Origin of the sequence: Tetragenococcus halophilus, assembly GCF_001712815.1 — a bacterium.
In the GTDB taxonomy this organism is placed as follows: domain Bacteria; phylum Bacillota; class Bacilli; order Lactobacillales; family Enterococcaceae; genus Tetragenococcus; species Tetragenococcus halophilus.
The window spans coordinates 858,653-880,286 of sequence record NZ_CP012047.1; the positions used below are offsets into that span (position 1 = coordinate 858,653).

Here is a 21,634-nt window from a genome sequence, read left to right on the forward strand (position 1 = left end):
GAAATTGAAATTTACCTCTTGATAAGAAAAAAATAAAGACTAGAAAAAACTTTTACAATATCAGTTTTATCTAGTCTTTATAATTTTGGTATATTCTTTTCATAATGCGACCATGCTGCTAAAATTGTGACTTCTTTATCTTTTTTATTAACTGAATAAACAACTCTATGTTTATTATTTATTCTCATAGAGTAGAGTCCTCTACTTTTTGGACTTAATTTTTCTTGTCTTCGGACATTTGCAAAAGGATTTTCTTTTAATGTCTCAACAATCTCATCGAAGTCTTTTTTTAATCCAGATTGCTCAAGTAATGGAATATGCTCTTTTTTTATAACTCTATGCGCTTTAACTCTCCAAACACTCATAGTTCTTCAAAATCGTCTTCTGAAGAATTATCCATCAGATCAAAGACGTAGTCTAAAGTACCAGTTTCACGAAGATAAAGTTCTTCCTGCATTCTTTCATATTCTCTTTTGGAAAGCATAACGACACCTTCATTTGTACCTTCATTACTATTAATTGTAATTTCTAACGGGGTGTTATCTTTATTCACTTTATCAATAGTTTTAAATAAATTCTTTCTGAGATTTGTTCTTGTCATTGAATCCATTTTAAACACCATCCTTATATGTACATAATATAGTACGCTTTTGATTTTGTCAATTTAAAAAGCAACTATATTAAACTAGACCGTGCATTGGTAAAAAGAAAATTACCATAAAGAACTCTTATAGAAAAAAATAAACAAAAGCATTAAAATATAAAAAAATAATAAAGTTTTCCTAAAAGGTGGCATCTAAATGAAGGATAGGGAATTTTTTGAAAATTTACTGAATAATTTTGATAAAAATAGATTGATAGAGCTTATAGAACAATTACGTTGGAAAAATATGAACTTGGATGCTCAAATATTAGAATGGGCAAGAGAAAACAAAAAGAGCGACGATAAAGCTATAGAAATAAATTTGTTAAAAGAATATTGGGAAGTGGTTTACGATATTGTTGATTCCGCAAATGATTATGGCGGAAGTTCTCTTAGTGAAGATGAAGAAGTATTTTTTAAGTTATCTTATATAACAGAAATTGTTCAGAAGAATGATTTACCGTGGAGTGTGCGCGGGGAACTTGTCGATGATATCTTAGAGCAATTTAACCGAAGTAATAGTGGTTTTGAAGATTCGTTGATCGATCTAGCTGTTGAACTTTGTCAGAATGAAAAAGAGGAACTGTATCTTGCTGACTGTTTGGCAGAAGGTCCCAATCCGTTCTACACAGATTTAGCAGCCGATATCTACCAAAAGCATGGAAAAGATGAAGCTTTCTTGCAGGTTACACTGGATAATTTGGAATTTACACATGGTTATTACAAAATTGTAAGGTACTATGATAAACATCAAGAGATAGACAAGGCTGTGTCATTTGCTTACAAAGGGATTAAAGAAGCAGACTTTGATAATACAGAGCTCGTCGATTACTTATTTAACTATTATAAGAAAAGTTTGAAAATAAAATTAACAGCTAAAACCTAAAAAAGTGTGCAACAAATAAGCCCTCTGCTAGTTAAAATTTTTTTACAGGTGGCAAGTCAAAGTTAGAATTCTTGGGTTAAATCAATTCGCTACGTCCGTTTTGTCGGTAATGACATAGCCTCTACTTCTAAGAAGGGCTAGTGCCTGAGTTTGCGTCAATACTTTTGAGGTGCGTATGGACATTTGCGATTCGACAAAATAACCGGTTGGATCATAAGGTTCTACCTTGCTTAAGACGTTCCAGATAGCGGTCAGGAGCATCTTACAAATAGCAATGATAGCTTTTTTATGCCCCCGGTGAGACTTGATCCGACGATAGCGGTTGCCAAATTCCGGGTGTTCTTTGGAGCGAATGACCGCATTGGCAACTTGTACAAGAAGCGGCTTGAGATAATTTCCCGCTTGAGAAATCCGAGTAGATTTCACTCGTTGCGCACTTCGATCATTCCGAGGACAGCAACCGGCCCAAGAGATAAGATTTTTCGAGTGAGCAAACACCGACATATCGGCCCCGATTTCTGAAAGAATCGCAATAGCGGTCATGGGATTCGTGTTCAAACCCGGAATAGTTCGAAGTAGCTTTAAAACAGGCGCATAGGGAATCGAAAGCTGCTGGATTTCTTGTTCGATGTCTGCTTTATGTCCTTCTAATTCATCAATGTGTGCGAGACATTGTCGAATTTTAATGGTTTGCGAAGGAGAAATCGCGCCATCCACAGCGGCTTGGATCTCTTCAATCGGTTTCTTACAGCGTTTGTCCACAAAAGGAGTCACATCAAAGGTTTCTCCAGGGTGTTCAAGGATATAATAAAGGATCGAACGGGAGGTCTTTCCAAAGACATCACTGAATACCCCATCTAATTTGAGATTGGAAACGGTGAGGCAATTTAGGGCACGATTCTTCTCTCCTGTTTTCATATTCGTCAGTTTTCTTCGATAACGCATTAAATCGCGAAGCTCACGAATAGCAGGAGGAGGAATAAAACTCGGCTTGATCATGTCACACATAAACAAGTCACAGATCCACTTCGCGTCTTTTTTATCGGTTTTGTTTCCTTTCTGTGGCTTGGTATATTTGGGATGAGCTAAGGTAACAAAACAAGTTTTTTCAAGGATATTGAAAACCGGAATCCAGTATTTTCCAGTGGATTCCATACAAACGTCGGTACAGGAATATTTTGCGAGCCATTCAGCTAATTCTCCAAGTCCTTTTGAGAAGGAAGAAAAGCGAGCTTGCTTATATTCTGTTCGGTTGTTTGTATCGGTGATCCCAATACAGGCAAAAATCCAAGTTTTGTGAACATCCAAGCCACAACAATTTTTACGGAAGATTTTAAACATCAAATCCCTCCTATTATCAGTGAATCACAGGTACAGCAGGGACGGGTCATCCGGCGAAATCGAGTCAACTTTGGAAGAGATAAGTTTACGGGCTACGGGTTTGCGCCATTCATTGATGCCTTAACGGATGACCGACACTATATAGAAATGCGGGGTTGCCGCTATACAGCCCCGCCACTCACCTCCTCAGGTTCTGTCGTGCGCTGGGGACCTGTGTAAACAAAGAATAACACAAAAAACAAATACCGAAGGGGCTTTCAGGCTTTTTTCATGACCTGATTGGTACCTTTCGTAGAAAGGTGGATTTATAGAAATGAAATAGAAGCATTAGATAAATTATTTGATTCTTTGCAAAAGAGCTCTTTTGCAGCTGGATATCTAACAGAATTGTTGTATAAATACCATAAAAAGATGGGTAATTATGAACAAGCAAAGGAAAAATTATTCGACTGGTTAGCAACTAGTCAATATGATTCAATAGAAGAAATCTATTCCGAGTGTCAACACTTTTTACACACAAAAGACTTTAATCAACATGAACCTTTTATTCTAGAACAAATAAAAGAAAAAGATACGGATTTTTACCTGGAAATTTGTTTAGAAAAGGGACAAAAAAATCTTGTTTTAAACTATCTACAATCAGCTAATAGGAAATCTAATGATTGGTTTTTCTATACGCCGGATAATGGTCATTATTTCAGTAAACAATTGATTGATGACTATCCAGAAGAAATCATAGATCTCTATTGGCAAGAAGCGAATAACTTTATTCAAGCAGGAAAAAGAGAAAATTATAGGAGGGCGGTTAGTATATTAGAAGAGATTCGAAGCATTTATTACAAATTTAATCAGGAAACTATTTGGGAAAAAGAGTTGGCGAGCTTTTTAACTATTCACAAAAGAAAACGGCTATTACTAGAAGAAATGAGAAAAAAGCAGCTGATTGTATAGTGAATAATCAAATTCAAAACCTTCAGCAATATAAAATAGGATAAAGAAAACGTTATTCAATATTATTAACTCAAGTTTCGCACACCAAATTCGGTAGATAACCCTTGATATAGTTGGGTAGCGTATCGATCCAGTGTTGTAGTTGACTTTCAATAAAGTCTTGTAGTGTACTTTCTGCTTTTTCGCTGACAGCCTGAATGATCTTGACCAACTCAAGCAATGCCACAGACCAATCAAGTTCTTTCATCTGATCTGCGAGTTCATAAAATAAGCCGCCCAGTGTCCGCTCGTCATTGGCACAGCGTTGTTGCCAGCTCAAGAGAATATAACGGGTAAATACAATGGTCGTGTGACAGAGCAGGGCTTGATAATTCCGTGTCTGTGTTTCTTGCGCTAAATGAAGCAGTGATTTTGATGCTTTAAAGAATGTTTCGATATCCCACCGTAAAGAATAGGTTTTGACGATCTCTTGAGAAGACAGCGTCAGATCATCCGTCATAATGGCTAACCAGGCACTTTGTTTACTGTGGTTTTTCACAAAAACGATCTTCACAGGATGCTGACCAGCACAGGGCTGGACGATGATGGACGAAAGAATAGCTTCAGCAGTTACTTCTTCCGTCGATTTTTGGTAGAGTTCGCTTAATTTATAAAAACGCCCTTGGTAGAGATATTTTGTTTTTCCGTTTTTCATCATCCCTATCGTATGAATGCCTAAATCGTGCAACCGATCGATCATTTTCGGACAAGTAAACCACTTGTCCATGAGCACATGCGTGGCATAAATGCCCTGATCAAGGGCACGTGCCACCATTTCAACCGCCACTTCAGGCATGGGACGCTGCGCTTCTTTGAATCGACGAGCGCCCACGGTTCGCTGGTCTTGTACAGAGATGGTGGGCTGGACTTTTTTATTGCCAGAAAGCAAACTAAAATCAATAGGCAGAAACGAATACCCATCGGAAAAGCCCAACGTGAGCATACGATATCCTTTGTAGCCTTTTTGCAAGGCATGATCCCATAGACGGGCTAAACCAGGGACTTTTTGACTCCGATTTCGATAAAAGGTAGAATCGTCTAAAATCAAGGTGCGTAGATGAGTTTGAGGATCCGTCAGACGATGGATCTTTTCGATCACCGAAGTACTGAAACGAAGAAGAAAGGTCCGCCAGTTATTGTGAGGATCGTTCATCAAACGATAGACCGTATCTTTTTTCATCCATTGGTCCGCCTCACGTCCAGAAAGGACTTGATGAAGCGATTTGCCTTTAAAGACTAAAGAAAAAAGAAAAGTAAAGATGACTGCGACGGAATAGCCTTTTTGCTTGTGGATGTGAGCTTGACGCAAAAAGGAAGGCACCTTTAATTCGGAAAAAGTCGCTTTTACTTCATTTGGTAATTGATTTTTGATGGCTTTTAAGTGTATCATAAGGGCAAGAACTCCTTTGTCTTTGATTTGTGGTAAATCAATTATAAAACAAAGCGAGTTCTTTTTGTATCTTTTGTTAAAAAAGTCAAGAAGGCGATTGAATTCAATGCAGGCCCAGATCTGGCAATGGATTATCCTATTTTTTTATGTGCGAAACTTGAGTTATTAAATTGAGTAGTAAAACAAGAGATAGAAAGTGTAAGCTATAGTCATTTTTTGATTGACTGAAGAAATTTTAAAAGAGGATCATTTCATCGTCGAGCAAACGAAATGATTCTCTTTTTGGTTTTCTATCAGAATATTGTACAACTTAGTTTGTAAAGGATGACATTGTGGTTTAGTTATTAATTTGTATTAACCTTTAAGGACATCTATATAATATAACGTCCTTTCGCTCAGTTAAACTTTTAAAGAACCTAAATGAACAAAATTTCATAAATATCTTGAATATTTTGATTCTTGCAAGAAAGCTTATTTGTTTTAAAGAAAAACTATGGAGATATACAAAATTTTGTAGCGAAGGGACTAGGTTTTTCTGTAGACAAGCAAATTCTCCTACGAGAAAGATTTTTAGAATAAAAAGCTGACAGTATCATGGAAGATACTGGTTTTTCATTCATTCCAATTATCAATTGCAACAAGTAAACAAGTTTCGCTTAAAACTTGTTGCAAAGAAATGTAATATTCAAATTTTAGTTATCTGACTATAATAAAAAATGTACTCATGATAACGCTAACAGAGTTGCAGTTTTTAAGTTAGGATGTGCGTATCGTATGTTATCAAAGCGTGAAAAAGAATTACTTGAACTTTTGGAATCACAAGATGATTTTCTGACTGTAAAATCTATAGCCACTAAGTTGGGAGTATCACAAAGAACAGTACACTCAGAGCTAAAACAGTTAGAAGATTATATTCAAAGTTTAGGTAAATATTTAGAACGAAAGCGAGGCGTTGGAGTAGCCATTAGAGAATTAAAAGAAAGTGAATTTTCTAAAGAAAACGATGAGATTTCCGATGTGTATAACACAGTCACTCGACGGATTAGCATAATGAGATCGTTATTGTTTGAAGAAACTTCGGTAAGTTTCAACCTTCTATCTGAAACTTACATGGTAAGCAAAACGTCTATCATTAAAGACTTTGAATTTATTATGAAGATTCTTAAAGCAGGTTCTAATATCGAACTTAAAAGCGATATTCGTGGTACGAGAATATCAGGAAGTGAGGTAGATATCCAAAAGGCTTATTTGCAATTTAACCGATATATATTAAGCAACTCAGATTTTTATTATGAAGATACCATTTCTAAAAAGATGAATTTATTGGAACCTTATTATGGGGAAAGAATTATTTCGGTATGTACGAATATTTTGTATAGCTATGTTCGAGATAATAGCAATGTGATTTCAGATTATTATGTACAAAATGTATTGAACATTTTCGTTGTTCTTGTTTATCGTAACTTAAATGGAAAACATGTTCAAGAAAATCAAGAAATCCATGTTTATGATGATGCTTTGTTTTTTGAAGAAAGTGCTGTAAGAATTCTGCATAAAGCTGCTTCAAGATTAGATTTTTCATATACGAATGAAGATGTTGTATTTTTTTCACAACACTTGATTTCTAATCGATTTGAATCTCTGCCAGAAGAAAATATTGATGATGCTCTTGTAAATAAACTTATCATGCAAGTATCCGAAGCGCTAAGTATTGATTTTTCTAATGATAAAAAATTAGAAGAACAATTAATTAATCATATTCCACCAATGATTTATCGCTTACGTTCGAATAATAAAACGGAGAATCCTTTTACTGAACAGATAAAAACAGAATTTACACTGACCTTTAATGTTATTTGGCTGGTTCTTAGTGAGTATGAGAAAAAATTGGGATTTTCATTTAATGAAGATGAGATTGCTTTTCTTACCATCTATTTCCAATCGGCTATTGAACGGGCCAAAGTCAATCGAAAAATATTAATTGTCTGCCAGATGGGGGTTGCAACCTCCGAATTATTAATGAATCGCATTAAAAATATCATCCCATCTTTAGATACCATTGAAGTCGCATCAGTTGCTGAACTAGAATATATTGATGTTGAAAAATTTGATTTAATTATTTCGACAATTAAAGAAGATATACCTGCAAATAATGTCATATTTGTTTCTCCGTTTTTAACTGATACGGATATAGAAAAAATAAAACGATCGGGCTATCAACCAAGCGATATTCGACAAATGAAACCATTATTAACTCTGCACCATTTGAAGAAATTTATTCATCCTGAATTTATTTTTGCAGATATGAACTTTTCGTCTAAAGAGGAACTATTTGAAGAAGTTGGGAGACAATTGGTGAATCAAGAATTTGTGACACAAGAGTTTATCTCTGGACTTTCGCATCGAGAAAAATTGGGAGGAACTGATTTACCTTCTGGCACGGCGGTCCCTCACGGGAACCCATTATATGTTAATCAAACGGTTGTATCTATTATAAAGAACAAAAAAAAGTTTAAATGGGATAAGTATTACGTGGATATTGTTTTTCTCATCTGTATTTCTAAAGAAGACACTTTACAAACACGAAAGATTTTATCTGATATTTATAGCATGGTAGATGAATCTAAAATTTTGAAACAATTTCGCAGTAAAACAACTAGAGAAGCTTTATTGAAGAATTTAGGGAGTGAACATAATGGAACAAAATGAGAGAGGTGTCATCTCAGAGGACTTGATATTTTTAGATCAAGAGGTTACCAGTCAAGATGAAGTATTACAGATTATCGTAAATAATGCTCAAACGAATGGTTATGTAACTGATAAAGACAAGCTCTATGAAGCTGTCAAAAAACGGGAACAAGAAGTCCCTACAGCGATTGGCTATTCGATTGCGATTCCGCATGGAAAAACCGATGCTGTGTCATACCCATTTATATCGTTTTTGCGAACAACTGAGGAAATAAAATGGACAGAAGAAAATGAAGAAAGAGTGCGTTTGATATTTTTAATTGGTGTTCCAAATGAGAGCGAAAACAATTTACATTTAAAGTTTATTTCACAATTAAGTAAAAAATTATTAGATCAAGAATTTAGGACAAAATTAATGGCACAAACCAGTAGTAATGGCGCTTTTAAGCAATTAAATTCAATAGAAATTTGAGGAGGAAAACAAATGAAAATTGTAGGAGTAACAGCATGTCCGACAGGTATTGCACACACATATATGGCACAAGAGGCAATCGAAAAAGAGGGGAAAAAAAGAGGGTACGAAGTCAAAGTAGAAACACAAGGTAGTATGGGAATTGAAAATGAACTAGAACAAGAAGAAATTGATGAAGCGGATATTGTGATTATGGCCGTAGCAATTGGTATCGATGGCGAAGAACGATTTGAAGAAAAAGAAAACGAAGGAAAAGTATTTACTGTAGACCCTGGAGAAGTTATTCAACAGCCAGCTAAAGTTCTTGATGAAGCAGAAAAATTGTAAATCTATCTATTGGAAAAAAACAAAGGAGAGAAGGATACATGAAGAAAAAGGGGAGTTTCTTTAAAGACTTACAAAAAGCATTTAATACTGGTGTATCATTTATGCTGCCAGCAGTTGTAGTCGGTGGTATTTTCTTAGCAGTCTCTCTAGCAACTGGTGAAACAACTGGAGCTGGGTTAGAAGTTACCAATCCTTTTATGAAAAATCTGAACGATCTTGGCGATGCCGGTTTTGCGATGATGATTCCGTTACTTTCAGGCTATATTGCTAATTCATTAGCAGGAAAACCAGCTTTGGTTCCAGCTATGATTTTAGGTTATATAGCAAACAACCCTATTGGCCAAGGAGAAGTTGAAACTGGCTTTTTAGGGGCTATGATCATGGGGGTTGCTACTGGCTACTTTGTACGATGGGTTAAAACTTGGAAAGTTCCTGCAACTATTCGAACCATTATGCCGATCTTAATTGTACCTATTTTAACGACGTTCATTCTAGGGGTAGTTTATATTTATATCATTGCGGTACCGATTGGCGCTGCAATGGATTGGTTAGTCGATGTATTAAGTAGTTTACAAGGAGGCAGCGCTATTGTCCTAGGGATGCTTTTAGGCGCTATGACAGCTATAGATATGGGTGGTCCTATTAATAAGACAGCTACCGCATTTACGATAGCACTTATGGCTGAAAATGTTTATGAACCAAATGGAGCTCATCGAATTGCAGTTGCTGTTCCGCCACTTGCCATGGCTATTTCGACGTTCATTGATCGGAAAAAATATACAGAAGCAGATAGAAACTTAGGTCTTTCAACTTTTTTCATGGGTTTAATCGGAATCACAGAAGGAGCTATTCCTTTTGCAGTTAAGGATATTAAACGAGTATTGCCAGCTATTGTTATCGGTAGCGCAGTTGCAGGCGGTCTAGGCATGGTCAATGGAGTGGAAGCTCTCGTACCACATGGAGGATTGGTCATTCTTCCGGTAGTAAATGGGAAATTGTGGTTTACCATTGCTATGTTTATTGGCGTATTTGTTTCAGTCGCTATTTTACATTTTACAAAACCTAATATAGAAACCATTGAAGACAAATAAAAGCAACTAGCAAAGGTCTGTTAAGTTTGAGTGATTTCTAAAATTCTGTGAATAATTTTCACCTAAAAATGTACGATTCTTTTTGAGATTGCTGGACACTTTCCTTATCCTTTTGTAAAACTGAATCCCTAGAGCTGTTTAGTAATTATTTTGAAATTTGCGATTGGCACTTAGTTTGTAATATCCGACTTTTTAATAAACCAACAGTAAAAAAATAATTCTATAAGGAGAAATGAAAATGTCTAGTATGAAAAGTATATTAAACGACTTAAAAAAGAACCTAATGACAGGTATTTCATATATGATGCCTATAATTATTATTGCAGGTGTAACAATGGGGGTCTCCTCTCTACTCGGCTCAGTATTTTTTAATGTAAATGAATTTACTGAAGAAGTCTTGGCAGCACAAGGAAGCCCTATGTTAGATTTTATTACTTGGTGTTACGATTCAGGAAGTTTAATGTTTACATTAATGTATCCAGTTTTTTCAGGGTATATTGCCTTTGGGATAGCCAATCGACCTGGGATAGCGCCTGGCTTTCTAGGTGGCTTACTCGTTGAACAGATGGGGACAGGGTTTCTTGGAGCGATTCTAGCTGGTTTTGCTGCTGGTTATAGTATTAAATGGTTAAATAAAAATATTAAAATTAATACACAACTAAAACTTGAAAGTTCAAAAATACAGTTCATCCCTTGATAAATAAACGTTTTTTTATACAAAAATAGCATGAACCACTCAAATCCTGGTATAATAGAATTACCAAAAAACCACTAACCAAGGAGTGTTCATGCCATGTCAATTATAACACAAAAAACGTCAAATTCAGAAAAAATTTCTACCTCTGTGTCTGATTTTTTTCATCAGTTCCATGTAGCTTCTGCGTTGAAAAAATCAAACGCAGTCCATAAAAGGGGTTTTTCGGTTCCTGTTATTTTTTCTTTTTTATTGGCCTCGATCTTTACCAACGGTTCTACCTATCGGTTTTACCAAAAGCAAAAGGAACAGCTATCATTTTCAGATAAAACATTTCGCAACGTTTTGAATGATCCGCACACTCATTGGCAAAAATTACTGATCTTAGTGGCTAAATCCGTCATTACTTTCCTACGTCCATTGACGGATGATGCCCGAAAGACCACGTTTATCGTGGATGACTCCATGTATTCTCGCTTGAATGCGAAAAAAGTGGAGTGTGCCGCTTTACAATACGACCATGCCAAGAAAAAATATTTCAAAGGATTTCGTTATTTACAATTAGGCTGGAGTGATGGCAACAGCTTTGTCCCCGTCGCTTTTTCCTTGCTCTCCGGGAAAAGAAAGCTCCAATCTGACCTTGATATCGGGGATCAACGCACGAATAGGGGGAAACGTAAAGCTCAAGCGCTTCGTAAAGGCACGGAAGTGACACTGGAACTGCTTCGATCGGCTTTGAACCAAGGGATCCATGCGGATTATGTCTTATTCGATACTTGGTTTTCCAGTCCCAAAATGTTCCAACAGATCCGTGACCTGAAATGCCACTGCGTAGCGATGGTTAAACGTAGTCAAAAGATCTACTACCGTTATCAAGGCCAAAAGATGGATGTCAAAGAAATCTTCAAACGAAACAAGAAACGCCGCGGTCGTTCTCGCTATCTTTTGAGTGTCCAAGTAGAAGCTGTCGTAGAAGGGGAAGTCCTTCCCATTAAGTTGGTATATATTCGCAATCGCAATAAACGAAACGACTATTTGGTCTTAGCTTCGACCGATATCGATCTGACCGAAGACGAGATCATTCAGCTCTATGCTAGACGCTGGTCGGTGGAAGTCTACTTCAAGATGTGCAAACAATACTTAAAATTAGCCAAGTACCAAGGGATTTCTTATGACGGGATCTTTGCGCATACGACACTGGTAGCTATCGGTTATATGATCCTAGCGGTGCAAGAACGTGAAAGTAAAGACGACCGAACGCTTGGCGAGTTATTTTATCTTCTCATTGATGAGCTTTCCGAGCTTTCTGTATCGGAAGCCATTCTGCAATTACTCGTTTTATTCCAAGAAGCTTTTGCGGATGAATATGTTTTGGATGAAGCCGTATTAAATAACATTATCGAACAGTTCCTTGAAAAACTACCTTCCTCTATACAAAAACAGCTCAAGCAAGCAGGTTGAAGTTAATTTTGTGCATGAGATCCTTGGTATACCAAGGGATACGTATCGAAAAGTAGGTTTCAAGTTTTAGTACACAATATATAGGAGTAAAGTCTTTGTTTCTGCTGCCAGTACTTGGAACTATTTTTGTACTTTTAATAAGCAGATTTGTAAGCGCTTATATTGGAGTTGGTTTTGCTAACTTCAGTCAATTTTTGATTGCTTCAGTAGGTAATGAGGGAGGAGCAGTCTTATCAGGAGCGTTAGGAGCAGCGCGAGCTTTTGATTTTGGAGGTCCTGTTAATAAGATGGCAGGAACAATCGGTAAGCAGTTGTATTTTGATACTGGGTATTCTTATATAGCACTCGTATTAGGTGCTTTAGTTCCTCCTATAGGTTTAGGACTTTCTCCGTACTTTGCACGGTTATTTACAAAAAAAGAAATTTTTAATCCACAATTAAAAAAAGGAGCATTCTCTTGTTTATTACTAGGCGTGCTAGGAATTTCAGAAACGGTTATTCCTTTTATCATGGTCTATCCAAGTATTATTCCAATTAGCATGATTAGTACTGCTGTTGCTGGAGCAATTGCTTTCTTGTTTGGCTCAGGGATTTTTCCTGGAGGAATCTATGGCTTTTATATGTGGCCCTTAATTGATAATGTAGGTGGATTTTTGATTGCGCTGGCAATAGGCGTTGTATTGTTTTGTGTAATTATGACATCATACAGAATATTTATGTATAACAAAGAGCAGCAGGAAGATAAATAAAAAACGAGAGAAATCTAAAGTGGGAAATATGAAAGTCTGTCTAATTAAAGATGAAGAGAATAATGAAAAGAATAATACTAGGGATTATTTTTGCTAGTTTAATTGCAAGAAGTATATAAAGTAAGCGAAAACTTGTTGCAAGAAGATGTAATATTCAAGAGAGATACGTCATTTTATACTTAAATAAGTGATAACGTTATCTTTCAAATTAATAATAAAGAAATGGAGTGGAAGAACTGTGGAAAAATTACCAATCAAATCAGTTGTTGAAGGGTTACTTGATTTACAAAAGACAGGAGAAAGTGCAACTATACTAGGAGTAGGTCCTATGTCTAGAAATTGCGTACAAGCAACTCTAGAACTATCACAAGAAGATGACTTTCCTGTAATGTTTATTGCTAGCCGGAATCAAGTAGATGCAGACGAACTTGGTGGGGGCTATGTGAATGGTTGGAACCAATTTACATTTGCTAAAGCAGTCGAAGAAGTTGCAGAAAATATTAATTATAATAATTTGTATTATCTATGCCGTGACCATGGAGGACCTTGGCAACGTGATAAAGAGCGTAATGACCATTTGCCAGTAGATGAAGCAATGAAACTTGGGCAGCAATCATATGTTGCTGATATTGAAGCAGGTTTTGACTTATTAATGATTGATCCTACAAAAGATCCATTTGAGGTTGGAAAAGTTATTCCATTAGATACAGTTTTAGAAAGAACGGTAGATCTCATTGAATTTTGTGAAAAGGAACGTAAAGCACGTAATTTGCCAGAAATTGGTTATGAAGTGGGAACAGAAGAGACTAATGGCGGCTTAACTTCTACAGAAACTTATGAAACATTTATTTTACGCTTAAAAGAAGAATTGGAAAAACGTAACCTACCTATGCCGACTTTCATTGTAGGGCAAACAGGAACATTAACTCGTAAAACAGAACAAATTGGCACATTTAACTTTAAAAATGCTTATGATTTAGCGCAAATGGCTAAAAAATATGGTGTAGGTTTAAAAGAACATAATGGCGATTACTTAGATGACGTTACATTGTTAGAACATGTTCCTTCTGAAATTACTGCTACTAATGTCGCGCCTCAATATGGTACAGAAGAGACTCGAGCATATTTAAACCTGGCAGCAGTTGAAGTAAGACTCGTTGAAAATGGTTTGATTAAAGAAGTATCGAATACACGTGAAACTTTATTGATTCATGCAATTAACAGCGAACGTTGGAGAAAATGGATGGTAGGTGAACAAAAAGATTTAACTGTCGATCAAATATTGAATTCACAAGATGAAGAATTACAAGCAGAAATCCTTGATATTGCTGGTCACTATACATTCAACGATGACGAAGTGCAAGATGAAATCAAGAAGCTTTACGCCAACCTTAAAACACAAAATATTGACGGTGAGCGTTACGTTATTGACCATATCAAGCGTCCTATTCGTGATTATGCGGAGTGTTACAAGTTGAACGGTGCTACTTCACGGATTAAAAGTCTGTCAAAATAACCATAGATCGTTAGATTTCTTTAACTTTAAGTGGTGGAGAAATTGAAATATTTTATGGAATAGGTCGTGTGTTATAAATAGAAATAAAAAAGTAGCTAATCACTAGGTTAGCTACTTTTTTAAAAGGCGATGATAAAATGATGCAGGCTATATTTTTTGATGTGGATGATACGCTATATGATCAATTAACTCCTTTTGCTCGCTCTTTTGAAAAACATTTTAATTTTTACGATATTCCTTTGGAAGCTCTATATACGACTAGCCGTAAGTTAAGTGATGAAGTTTTTCATTTAACTGAAAATGGACAAATGAATACGCAAGATATGTACGTATATAGGATTAAACAAGCGTTAGCTTATTTTGGTAAGCAGATTTCTTATGAAAAGGCGGCGATGTTTCAAAAGGATTATCAGGAATTTCAAAGAGAGATTAAACTGATCCCTGAAGTAGAAGATGTATTGTCATTTTGTGTGGAAAAGCAAATAACTATGGGAATTATAACGAATGGCCCCTTTGCTCATCAGGAAAGAAAAATTAAACAATTAAAAGTAGACCAATGGATACCTGCAAATCATATATTTATCTCTTCAAAGGTTGGCTATGCTAAGCCAGATGTGAATATTTTTCGCTTGGCAGAAACAACTTTAGGTTTAACAGATAAACATATTTATTATGTAGGTGATTCGTTTCAAAATGATATTATAGGAGCAAAAAATGCAGATTGGAAAGCTGTGTGGTATAATCGACGATCTCATAAAAAGATTCCAAATACAGTAGAACCAGATTATATCGCGGATAAAAATACGCTTTTTGAGATTATTCATAAAATTGAATTGGAAAACGAAGAAAGGTAAAGTAATTATGAACTTAAGTATGGAAAACATTTTTGTATTTGATATAGATGATACGTTATACGATCAATTACATGCGTTTGAACGGGCAGTTAATAATCTGGGACTAAAAACTCATTGGCACTTAGACATACCTAGATTGTATCATTTAATGAAGGAATATGGAGACGAATCCTTTTCCACAACAGGATTTGATCGGGAAAAATTAAAAAATATGCAGATTTTTCGTATTAAGCAAGCTCTTCACGACTATAATATCGAAATTACTGATAAACAAGCGATAAAATTCCAAATAGATTTTGAAAATTATCAGAATGATATCATTTTATTTCCTGAAATGGAAAAACTTTTTAACTTGCTTGTTGCAAAAAAGCAAACTTTAGGAATTATCACTAATGGTACTTTAAAACGACAACAAAAAAAGATAAAGGCTCTACAGCTTGAAAAATGGGTCCCAAGGGAAAATATTTTAATTTCTGAAGAAGTCGGTGTTTCAAAGCCAGAAAAACTCATTTTTAATTTTTTTGAGGACAAACTATCTGATTCTATAAAAAATCAGACGCTATTTTATATAGGTGATAACTATGTGAACGATATTATTGGTGCAAATTCAGTATATTGGAAAACAATTTGGGTAAATTATCGAAACTATCAAAAACCTAAAAGTTGTATTGCTGATTACATTGTACAAAATCCAGTAGAACTATATGATACAATTGCAAAATTACTATCCAAAACGACTGAAACAAATCTAGATAATTAAATAGTTGTACAATTTTTTTCACTTCTTCATAGTAATTTTATATGTCCTCTTCAATTGAATACATTGGTAATTTTTTAGTATTAACAAGTATGTTGAGAAGCTTTCTGATTTTTTATATTATTTACCAAAAAATGATGATTGTTATTAAAACTATAAGAGATAAGTAAAACCACTCTGCTTGAATTGACAGAGTGGTTTTTGTCGTTTAACTAATTTATCTATCCCCAATACTCAGCTGCGATTTTCTGACCTTGATTAATTTTATTCCATTGTTGTTCGATGGAGAGTTCATTTCCGTTGTCACAAGAAGCAAAGCCACATTGGTGTGAAAGAAATAAACGTTCTTTTGGCAAAATCTGACTTGCTTTATCAAGCAGATTTACCACTCGTTGTTCATCGTCAAGCGTACTTGTTTTACTGGAAAGAAGCCCTAAAACGACTTCAACATCAGGCTTATCTTTTAATACTTCTAGAGCTGAAATGTCACCAGCACGTTCATCATCCCATTCCAAAAAGAAACGATCGTAGTGTTGTTCGCCTAAAAATTTTTCGGCAATTGCTTGGTAAGTGCCTCCCGCAGCATGACGGCTCTGGTAGTTTCCTCGACAATTATGCGTCCAAACTTTTAGACCTAATTCATGTCCAAAGTCAGCGACTTTGTTGTTAATTGAGATAAAGGTGTCGGCTAAATCTTCTATCCCTTCATTTCCACTAGCGTAAAAACTATGTTCATTATCATCAGCAAATAGCTCCCACAGACAATCATCAAATTGGATGATCTTACCACCAGCTTCTTTATATTCAGTTAGAAATTCTTTATAAGCGTTGACTAAACCATCTTTTAATTCCTCCTGGGTTTTGTACAGTTGATTCTTACCAAACAGACCATCAAAGATTGTTAGTTCAGTAAATGCATGAGCGGCACCCCACACAGTGAGCTTAACATCGGTCTCTTCAGCTTGAGCGTTAATATTTTTAAAAATATCAATAAAGTGATGATTTTTCCCAGATAAAGGTTCAGTGATACGAAGACCAATGTCCTTTCTAGTTTCAAAATCTCCGCCGTCATGATCTTGAAAAGCATAGCCAGTATCAGCAATATAGCGTTCAATCCCTTTAAGGCCCCAAATAAAGTCCAAATGCCACATAGACTTTGTATATTCTCCATCAGTAATAGGCGTTATTCCTTCTTCTTTTTGTTTAGCAATCACTTGTTTCGTCGTTTCACTTTCTTTTTCTTTATAACCTGGAAAAGCATCATAAAATGGATACTTTATATCATCACGATTTTCAATTTTTTGTTTGTATTCCAATAAATCTTCAGGTCTTAACAAAGAAACCCACAAGTTGAAATTTTGTTGTAGCTGTACTCATAAAGCATTCCTCCAATATTTTTGTATTGGCATTATTCTAACAAGTTTACTCTAAAATAGATAATACGTTTTATTTCTATGTTATGATAGGTAAAAACTATAACAAGGAGAAAACATATGAGGATACAACAATTAGAATACTTGGAGAAAATCGTTGAAACAGGATCGATAAATGAAGCAGCAAAGCAGCTTTTTATTAGTCAGCCATCGTTATCACAGGCAATGAAGGAAATGGAAAAAGAATATAAAATCCAATTATTTTACCGAACGAAATTAGGGATTACATTAACAAATGAAGGACGGGAATTTATCAACTATTCGCGTGGGATTTTAGATCAGGTTAATCTATTAGATGAACGTTTCGGGAAAACTACGACACGTAAACATATTTTTAGTGTGTCAGGACAACACTACGCTTTTGTTGTTCACGCTTTTGTAGAGTTAGTGAAAAAAATCGGTCAAGACGAATACCAATTTACTTTAAGAGAAACACAGACGCAAAATGTTTTGGATGACATCCAAACTTTTAAAAGCGAATTAGGTATAATTTATTTAAATGATTTTAATCAAACCGTCCTAAAGCGACTTATTGCAGAAAAAAATTTAGAATTTATTCCATTATTTGAAGCCAAACCACATGTTTTCGTGGGCAGAGAAAATCCTTTAACGAAAAAGAAAAGTATTACTTTAGAAGACTTAGAAGATTATCCTTATTTATCCTATGAACAGGGGGATACTAACTCGTTTTATTTTTCTGAAGAAATTTTAAGTACCTTACAAAGGAAAAAGCATATTCAAATCAGTGATCGCGCGACAATTTTTAATTTGATGGTAGGACTAAATGGTTATACGATCAGTTCGGGTATTATTAGTAGTGAATTAAATGATGAAAAGATTGTTGCTATTCCTTTGGAAATAGACGATTCAATGATACTAGGTTACTTAAAAAATAAGAAGATCGATTTAAGTAAGATAGCAAAAGATTACTTAGAATTACTAAAACAGCACATTCGAAATTATGGGTTTGAGATTTATGAGTAGCATTTGTAGTGATAAAACTAGAGCTACTTTGCCAGACTAACTCAAGATTTCGAAAAAACTAAAGCTACTTTAGCAGACTAACTCAAGATTCCACAAAAATTAGAGCTACTTTGTCAAACTAGCTCTAAAATTATGAAAAACTAGAGTGACTTTGTAAGACTAACTTTAGAATATTGAATGACTAATTTTATTTTCCCATAGTATTATACTATCAACCATGATATACTCCTATTTAAAATAACTGAAAGAGGGTATGACAATGAATTTAGAAGAGGCAAGAAAACTGATTGATCAAGCAGATAAGGAGCTTGTTCCTTTGATTGAACAACGAATGAACGCGGTAGTGGAAGTGGGTAAATTTAAAAAAGAGCATAATATACCTGTTTTAGATGAAAATCGTGAAAAAGCAGTCTTAGATAAAATCGCTTCTTATACTGAAAACAAAGACTTTGAAGATTCAGTTCGTAAAATTTTTCAAGCAATTATGGACACGACAAAAGAATATCAACAAGAAGAAATTATTGATCAATAATACTTTTTTGTCTTGTTAATAAATTTATCATAATGTAATTTTTTGAAAGAAGTTGGCGTTTTTATGAGAAATAGGAAAATACCGATTCTGCTTTTTGCTTTACTAGTGATTTTCTTTTTCCGTTTTATCCCAGCACCTACAGGGTTAAACGCGGATGGTATGCAGGTTGTCGGAATCTTTTTAGGCACGCTACTATTGTGGATTTTTGTAGGGATTGATTGGCCAAGTTTATTATGTTTAGCGGCTTTGACTTTGGTGCCAGTATTAGATCCGGAGCAAGTTTTTGCTTCATCTTTTGGTAATGAAACTTTTGTCTTTTTACTTTTTACTTTTATGCTTACTTACGCTTTGTCGCAGACAAGTATTATTAAACGTATTGCACTAGCGTTTATTACTAGTAAGTGGGCACAAAAGGGCGCTTGGCAATTGACATTATTATTTTTATTATCGGTATTATTAATAGGATTATTTATTTCCCCAACGGTCTTATTTTTTATTATGCTGCCGATATTAGAAGAGATCTATGGTATTTTAAATCTAAAAAAAGGAAGTACCTTTGCTTCCATGTTAATGATTGGCTTAGTGATTTCTTGTTCTTTATCTTCGGGGATGACACCTATCGCTCATGTTTTTCCTGTAATTGCATTGGGCGTATTTGAATCTATTGCAAATATGACAATAAGCTACGCAGATTATATGGCTTTTGCGATTCCATCAGGTTTATTAATCTTTTTATTTATGTTGTTAGTTTTCCGCTTTATTTTAAAACCAGATACAAAGCAATTTAAACAGTTGGATAAAGCTGACTTTAAAGAAATGCAGACTGAACCTGTTACAACACGGGAAAAAATGATTTTGTCTATTTTTGTTATTGTCATTTTATTATGGGTATTACCGGGTATTATTTCGCCTATCTTGCCTAATATAGCAGCAACAATCGATAGCTTCGGAACTGCTGTACCGCCGCTTGCTGGCGTTGTTGTGTTAGCAATGCTGCGATTGGAAGGCAAACCTTTATTAATTATCAATGAAGCTATCACAAAGGGTGTCTCTTGGCCGAGTCTGATTATGGCAGCTTCGACTTTAGCCATAGGTAGCGCGCTGACTAATGAAGATATTGGGTTGATTAATTATGTATCAAATGTGATGAAGCCAATTGCACAAGGGCTTTCGCCGTTATTGATCGTAGGATTATTTATCGCTTGGGCAACTTTTGAATCAAATATTGGCTCGCATATGGTTACTTCACAAGTGGTTACTTCCGTGGCAGTGCCTATTGCGCTTTCTTCCAATATGGTTGAAGCAGCTTCTCTTGCAGCTGTTATTGGGTTAGTGGCTTCTATCGGCTCAGCTACACCGCCTTCGATGCCTTATGTAGCTATCGCTGGTTCTTCTGGTTGGACCAATACTATACAAATGTTAAAATATGGGATGTTAGTAGCAGTAGGAACACTAATTATCGCATTATTTATAGCATATCCGCTAGCTAATTTATTTATTAATGTATAATTTTAAGCATCCAAAAGGCATTACGCTTTTAGGATGCTTTTTATAAAAACACAAGATAATGTTGTATTCGGAAGAAACAGTACATAGAAATAAAATAATATAAGACTTAAATTTAGTAATGAATTAAAAAATAAGGAGGCTATAAATATTGTATGATGTGATTATTATAGGAGCAGGTTCTATGGGAATGGCTGCTGGATATTACTTAACAGAATCAGGACAAACAGTTGCGCTGATTGATGCTTTTGACCCTCCGCATGAAGAAGGTTCGCATCATGGCGAAACTAGGTTAATCCGCCATGCTTATGGAGAAGGTAGTAGTTATGTCCCTTTAGCACTGCATGCACAAAGACTATGGGAAAGCTTAGAAAAGAAAACGAATGAAAGAATTTTTGCTAAAACTGGCGTATTAAATTTTGGTCCTAAATATAATATATTCTTAGAAACCGTGAAAAAGTCAGCTGAAGAGTATCTTTTGCCTCTAGAAGTGATGACAGCAAAAGACATTAACCAACGCTGGCCGGGATTTCAATTGGATAAAGACGCTATTGGTTATTTTGAAAAAAGTTCTGGTGTGTTGTTTAGTGAAAATGCAATACGAACCTACCGTATGTTAGCAGAAAAAAATGGTGCTGATTTATACATGAATCGTTTTGTTCAATCAATTAAAACATCAACAGAACAAATTACTGTAAAATTAGAAAATGAAGCAGTTGTTGGTACAAAATTACTTATCGCTGCTGGTAAAAGGACCAATCAAGTAACAAAACTATTAAATATAAAATTACCTCTTATACCACTACGTAAAACTTTTTCATGGATGACTGCTGCTAAAAATTCACTTTATAAGGAAGGCAGGTTTCCAGCTTGGGGTTATGATGATGGAAATAGCACTTATTATGGCTTTCCTGATATAAATGAAAAAGGGTTGAAAATCGGTAGACATGATGGAGGACGTTTGTTAGATGATCCGAGGGTGTTAGAACGGTTTGGAACATATCCAGAAGACGAGCAGGAAGTGGTTGATTTTACACATAAGCATTTATTAAAAAATATAGAATTAAAAGAAGGCAAAGTATGTACTTATACGAATACGCCGGATGAAGATTTTATTATCGATTATTTACCAGAGTATGAAAATATTATGGTTGCTTGTGGTTTTTCGGGTCATGGTTTTAAATTTGCCAGTGGTATTGGTGAATGTTTGGCAAATATGCTGATGGGAAAACAACCAGCTGTTTCTTTGGAAAGTTTTCGACTGAGTCGTTTTGATGATAGCATTTAGCGATAGATATTTTAAAAAAAAAGATAAGTATT

At 35.1% G+C, this 21,634-nt stretch carries 20 protein-coding genes and 1 pseudogene; 16 read left to right on the plus strand and 5 right to left on the minus strand.

Annotated elements, in window-relative coordinates:
* Positions 1-77: 77 nt before the first annotated feature.
* Both AC806_RS04090 and AC806_RS04095 read right to left on the minus strand, forming a co-directional pair.
* A complete protein-coding gene (locus AC806_RS04090; RefSeq protein WP_069028835.1) occupies positions 78-365 on the minus strand; it encodes a Txe/YoeB family addiction module toxin in 288 nt (95 codons plus the stop codon).
* Positions 362-610: a type II toxin-antitoxin system Phd/YefM family antitoxin gene (locus AC806_RS04095; protein ID WP_069028836.1), complete on the minus strand. Its 249-nt coding sequence runs from the start codon at positions 608-610 to the stop codon at positions 362-364. Before AC806_RS04095 ends, AC806_RS04090 begins: the two co-directional genes overlap by 4 nt.
* Before the next feature lie 190 nt (positions 611-800).
* On the opposite strand from AC806_RS04095, the gene AC806_RS04100 reads away from it, so the two are divergent.
* Positions 801-1,529 (plus strand): hypothetical protein, encoded by a 729-nt coding sequence (locus AC806_RS04100; RefSeq protein ID WP_069028837.1) that lies wholly within the window; start codon positions 801-803, stop codon positions 1,527-1,529.
* 81 nt (positions 1,530-1,610) lie between these two features.
* Here the strand turns inward: AC806_RS04100 and AC806_RS04105 are convergent, their stop codons facing one another.
* Positions 1,611-2,870, minus strand: coding sequence for an IS110 family RNA-guided transposase (locus AC806_RS04105; protein ID WP_069028838.1), 1,260 nt, complete (start codon positions 2,868-2,870; stop codon positions 1,611-1,613).
* A gap of 279 nt (positions 2,871-3,149) precedes the next feature.
* Here AC806_RS04105 and AC806_RS04110 point away from each other — a divergent pair, with 279 nt between their 5' ends.
* Positions 3,150-3,821: a hypothetical protein gene (locus tag AC806_RS04110; protein WP_069028839.1), complete on the plus strand. Its 672-nt coding sequence runs from the start codon at positions 3,150-3,152 to the stop codon at positions 3,819-3,821.
* Positions 3,822-3,891: 70 nt separating this feature from the next.
* Here AC806_RS04110 and AC806_RS04115 read toward each other — a convergent pair whose 3' ends face one another.
* Positions 3,892-5,250, minus strand: coding sequence for an IS4-like element ISTeha3 family transposase (locus AC806_RS04115; protein ID WP_014123593.1), 1,359 nt, complete (start codon positions 5,248-5,250; stop codon positions 3,892-3,894).
* A 774-nt stretch (positions 5,251-6,024) separates the two neighbouring features.
* Here AC806_RS04115 and AC806_RS04120 point away from each other — a divergent pair.
* The 10 genes from AC806_RS04120 (at position 6,025) to AC806_RS04165 (ending at position 15,862) form a co-directional block, all read left to right on the plus strand.
* Entirely contained in the window at positions 6,025-7,959 is a 1,935-nt protein-coding gene (locus tag AC806_RS04120; protein WP_069028840.1) for a BglG family transcription antiterminator, read from the plus strand.
* On the plus strand, positions 7,946-8,410 hold the full coding sequence (locus AC806_RS04125) for a fructose PTS transporter subunit IIA (protein WP_069028841.1): 465 nt from the start codon (positions 7,946-7,948) through the stop codon (positions 8,408-8,410). The genes AC806_RS04120 and AC806_RS04125 overlap by 14 nt, the downstream gene beginning before the upstream one ends.
* Positions 8,411-8,422: 12 nt before the next feature.
* Positions 8,423-8,737 (plus strand): PTS fructose transporter subunit IIB, encoded by a 315-nt coding sequence (locus tag AC806_RS04130; RefSeq protein ID WP_069028842.1) that lies wholly within the window; start codon positions 8,423-8,425, stop codon positions 8,735-8,737.
* 38 nt (positions 8,738-8,775) lie between these two features.
* Complete coding sequence (locus AC806_RS04135) at positions 8,776-9,828, plus strand: PTS fructose transporter subunit IIC (RefSeq protein ID WP_069028843.1); 1,053 nt, start codon at positions 8,776-8,778, stop codon at positions 9,826-9,828.
* 238 nt (positions 9,829-10,066) lie between these two features.
* Positions 10,067-10,525, plus strand: coding sequence for a PTS transporter subunit EIIC (locus AC806_RS04140; protein ID WP_069028844.1), 459 nt, complete (start codon positions 10,067-10,069; stop codon positions 10,523-10,525).
* A gap of 96 nt (positions 10,526-10,621) precedes the next feature.
* Positions 10,622-11,983 (plus strand): IS4-like element ISTeha4 family transposase, encoded by a 1,362-nt coding sequence (locus AC806_RS04145; protein ID WP_069028845.1) that lies wholly within the window; start codon positions 10,622-10,624, stop codon positions 11,981-11,983.
* Between the two features lie 95 nt (positions 11,984-12,078).
* On the plus strand, positions 12,079-12,732 hold the full coding sequence (locus AC806_RS04150; protein WP_069028846.1) for a hypothetical protein: 654 nt from the start codon (positions 12,079-12,081) through the stop codon (positions 12,730-12,732).
* 238 nt (positions 12,733-12,970) lie between these two features.
* Entirely contained in the window at positions 12,971-14,248 is a 1,278-nt protein-coding gene (locus tag AC806_RS04155; RefSeq protein WP_069028847.1) for a class II D-tagatose-bisphosphate aldolase non-catalytic subunit, read from the plus strand.
* A 137-nt stretch (positions 14,249-14,385) separates the two neighbouring features.
* Positions 14,386-15,102: an HAD family hydrolase gene (locus AC806_RS04160; protein WP_231960510.1), complete on the plus strand. Its 717-nt coding sequence runs from the start codon at positions 14,386-14,388 to the stop codon at positions 15,100-15,102.
* A gap of 7 nt (positions 15,103-15,109) precedes the next feature.
* Positions 15,110-15,862: an HAD family hydrolase gene (locus tag AC806_RS04165; RefSeq protein WP_083207562.1), complete on the plus strand. Its 753-nt coding sequence runs from the start codon at positions 15,110-15,112 to the stop codon at positions 15,860-15,862.
* 218 nt (positions 15,863-16,080) lie between these two features.
* On the opposite strand, the pseudogene AC806_RS04170 reads toward AC806_RS04165, so the two are convergent.
* Positions 16,081-17,236 (minus strand): annotated as a pseudogene (locus AC806_RS04170) (cobalamin-independent methionine synthase II family protein).
* Between the two features lie 116 nt (positions 17,237-17,352).
* Between AC806_RS04170 and AC806_RS04175 the strand changes: the two are divergent.
* The 4 genes from AC806_RS04175 to solA all read left to right on the plus strand — a co-directional run bounded on the left by AC806_RS04175 (position 17,353) and on the right by solA (position 21,602).
* Positions 17,353-18,276: a LysR family transcriptional regulator gene (locus tag AC806_RS04175; protein ID WP_014124564.1), complete on the plus strand. Its 924-nt coding sequence runs from the start codon at positions 17,353-17,355 to the stop codon at positions 18,274-18,276.
* 259 nt (positions 18,277-18,535) lie between these two features.
* A complete protein-coding gene (locus AC806_RS04180) occupies positions 18,536-18,808 on the plus strand; it encodes a chorismate mutase (protein ID WP_014124565.1) in 273 nt (90 codons plus the stop codon).
* 63 nt (positions 18,809-18,871) lie between these two features.
* Positions 18,872-20,317: an SLC13 family permease gene (locus AC806_RS04185; protein WP_014124566.1), complete on the plus strand. Its 1,446-nt coding sequence runs from the start codon at positions 18,872-18,874 to the stop codon at positions 20,315-20,317.
* A gap of 157 nt (positions 20,318-20,474) precedes the next feature.
* A complete protein-coding gene (gene solA, locus AC806_RS04190) occupies positions 20,475-21,602 on the plus strand; it encodes an N-methyl-L-tryptophan oxidase (protein ID WP_231960524.1) in 1,128 nt (375 codons plus the stop codon).
* Positions 21,603-21,634 lie beyond the last annotated feature (32 nt).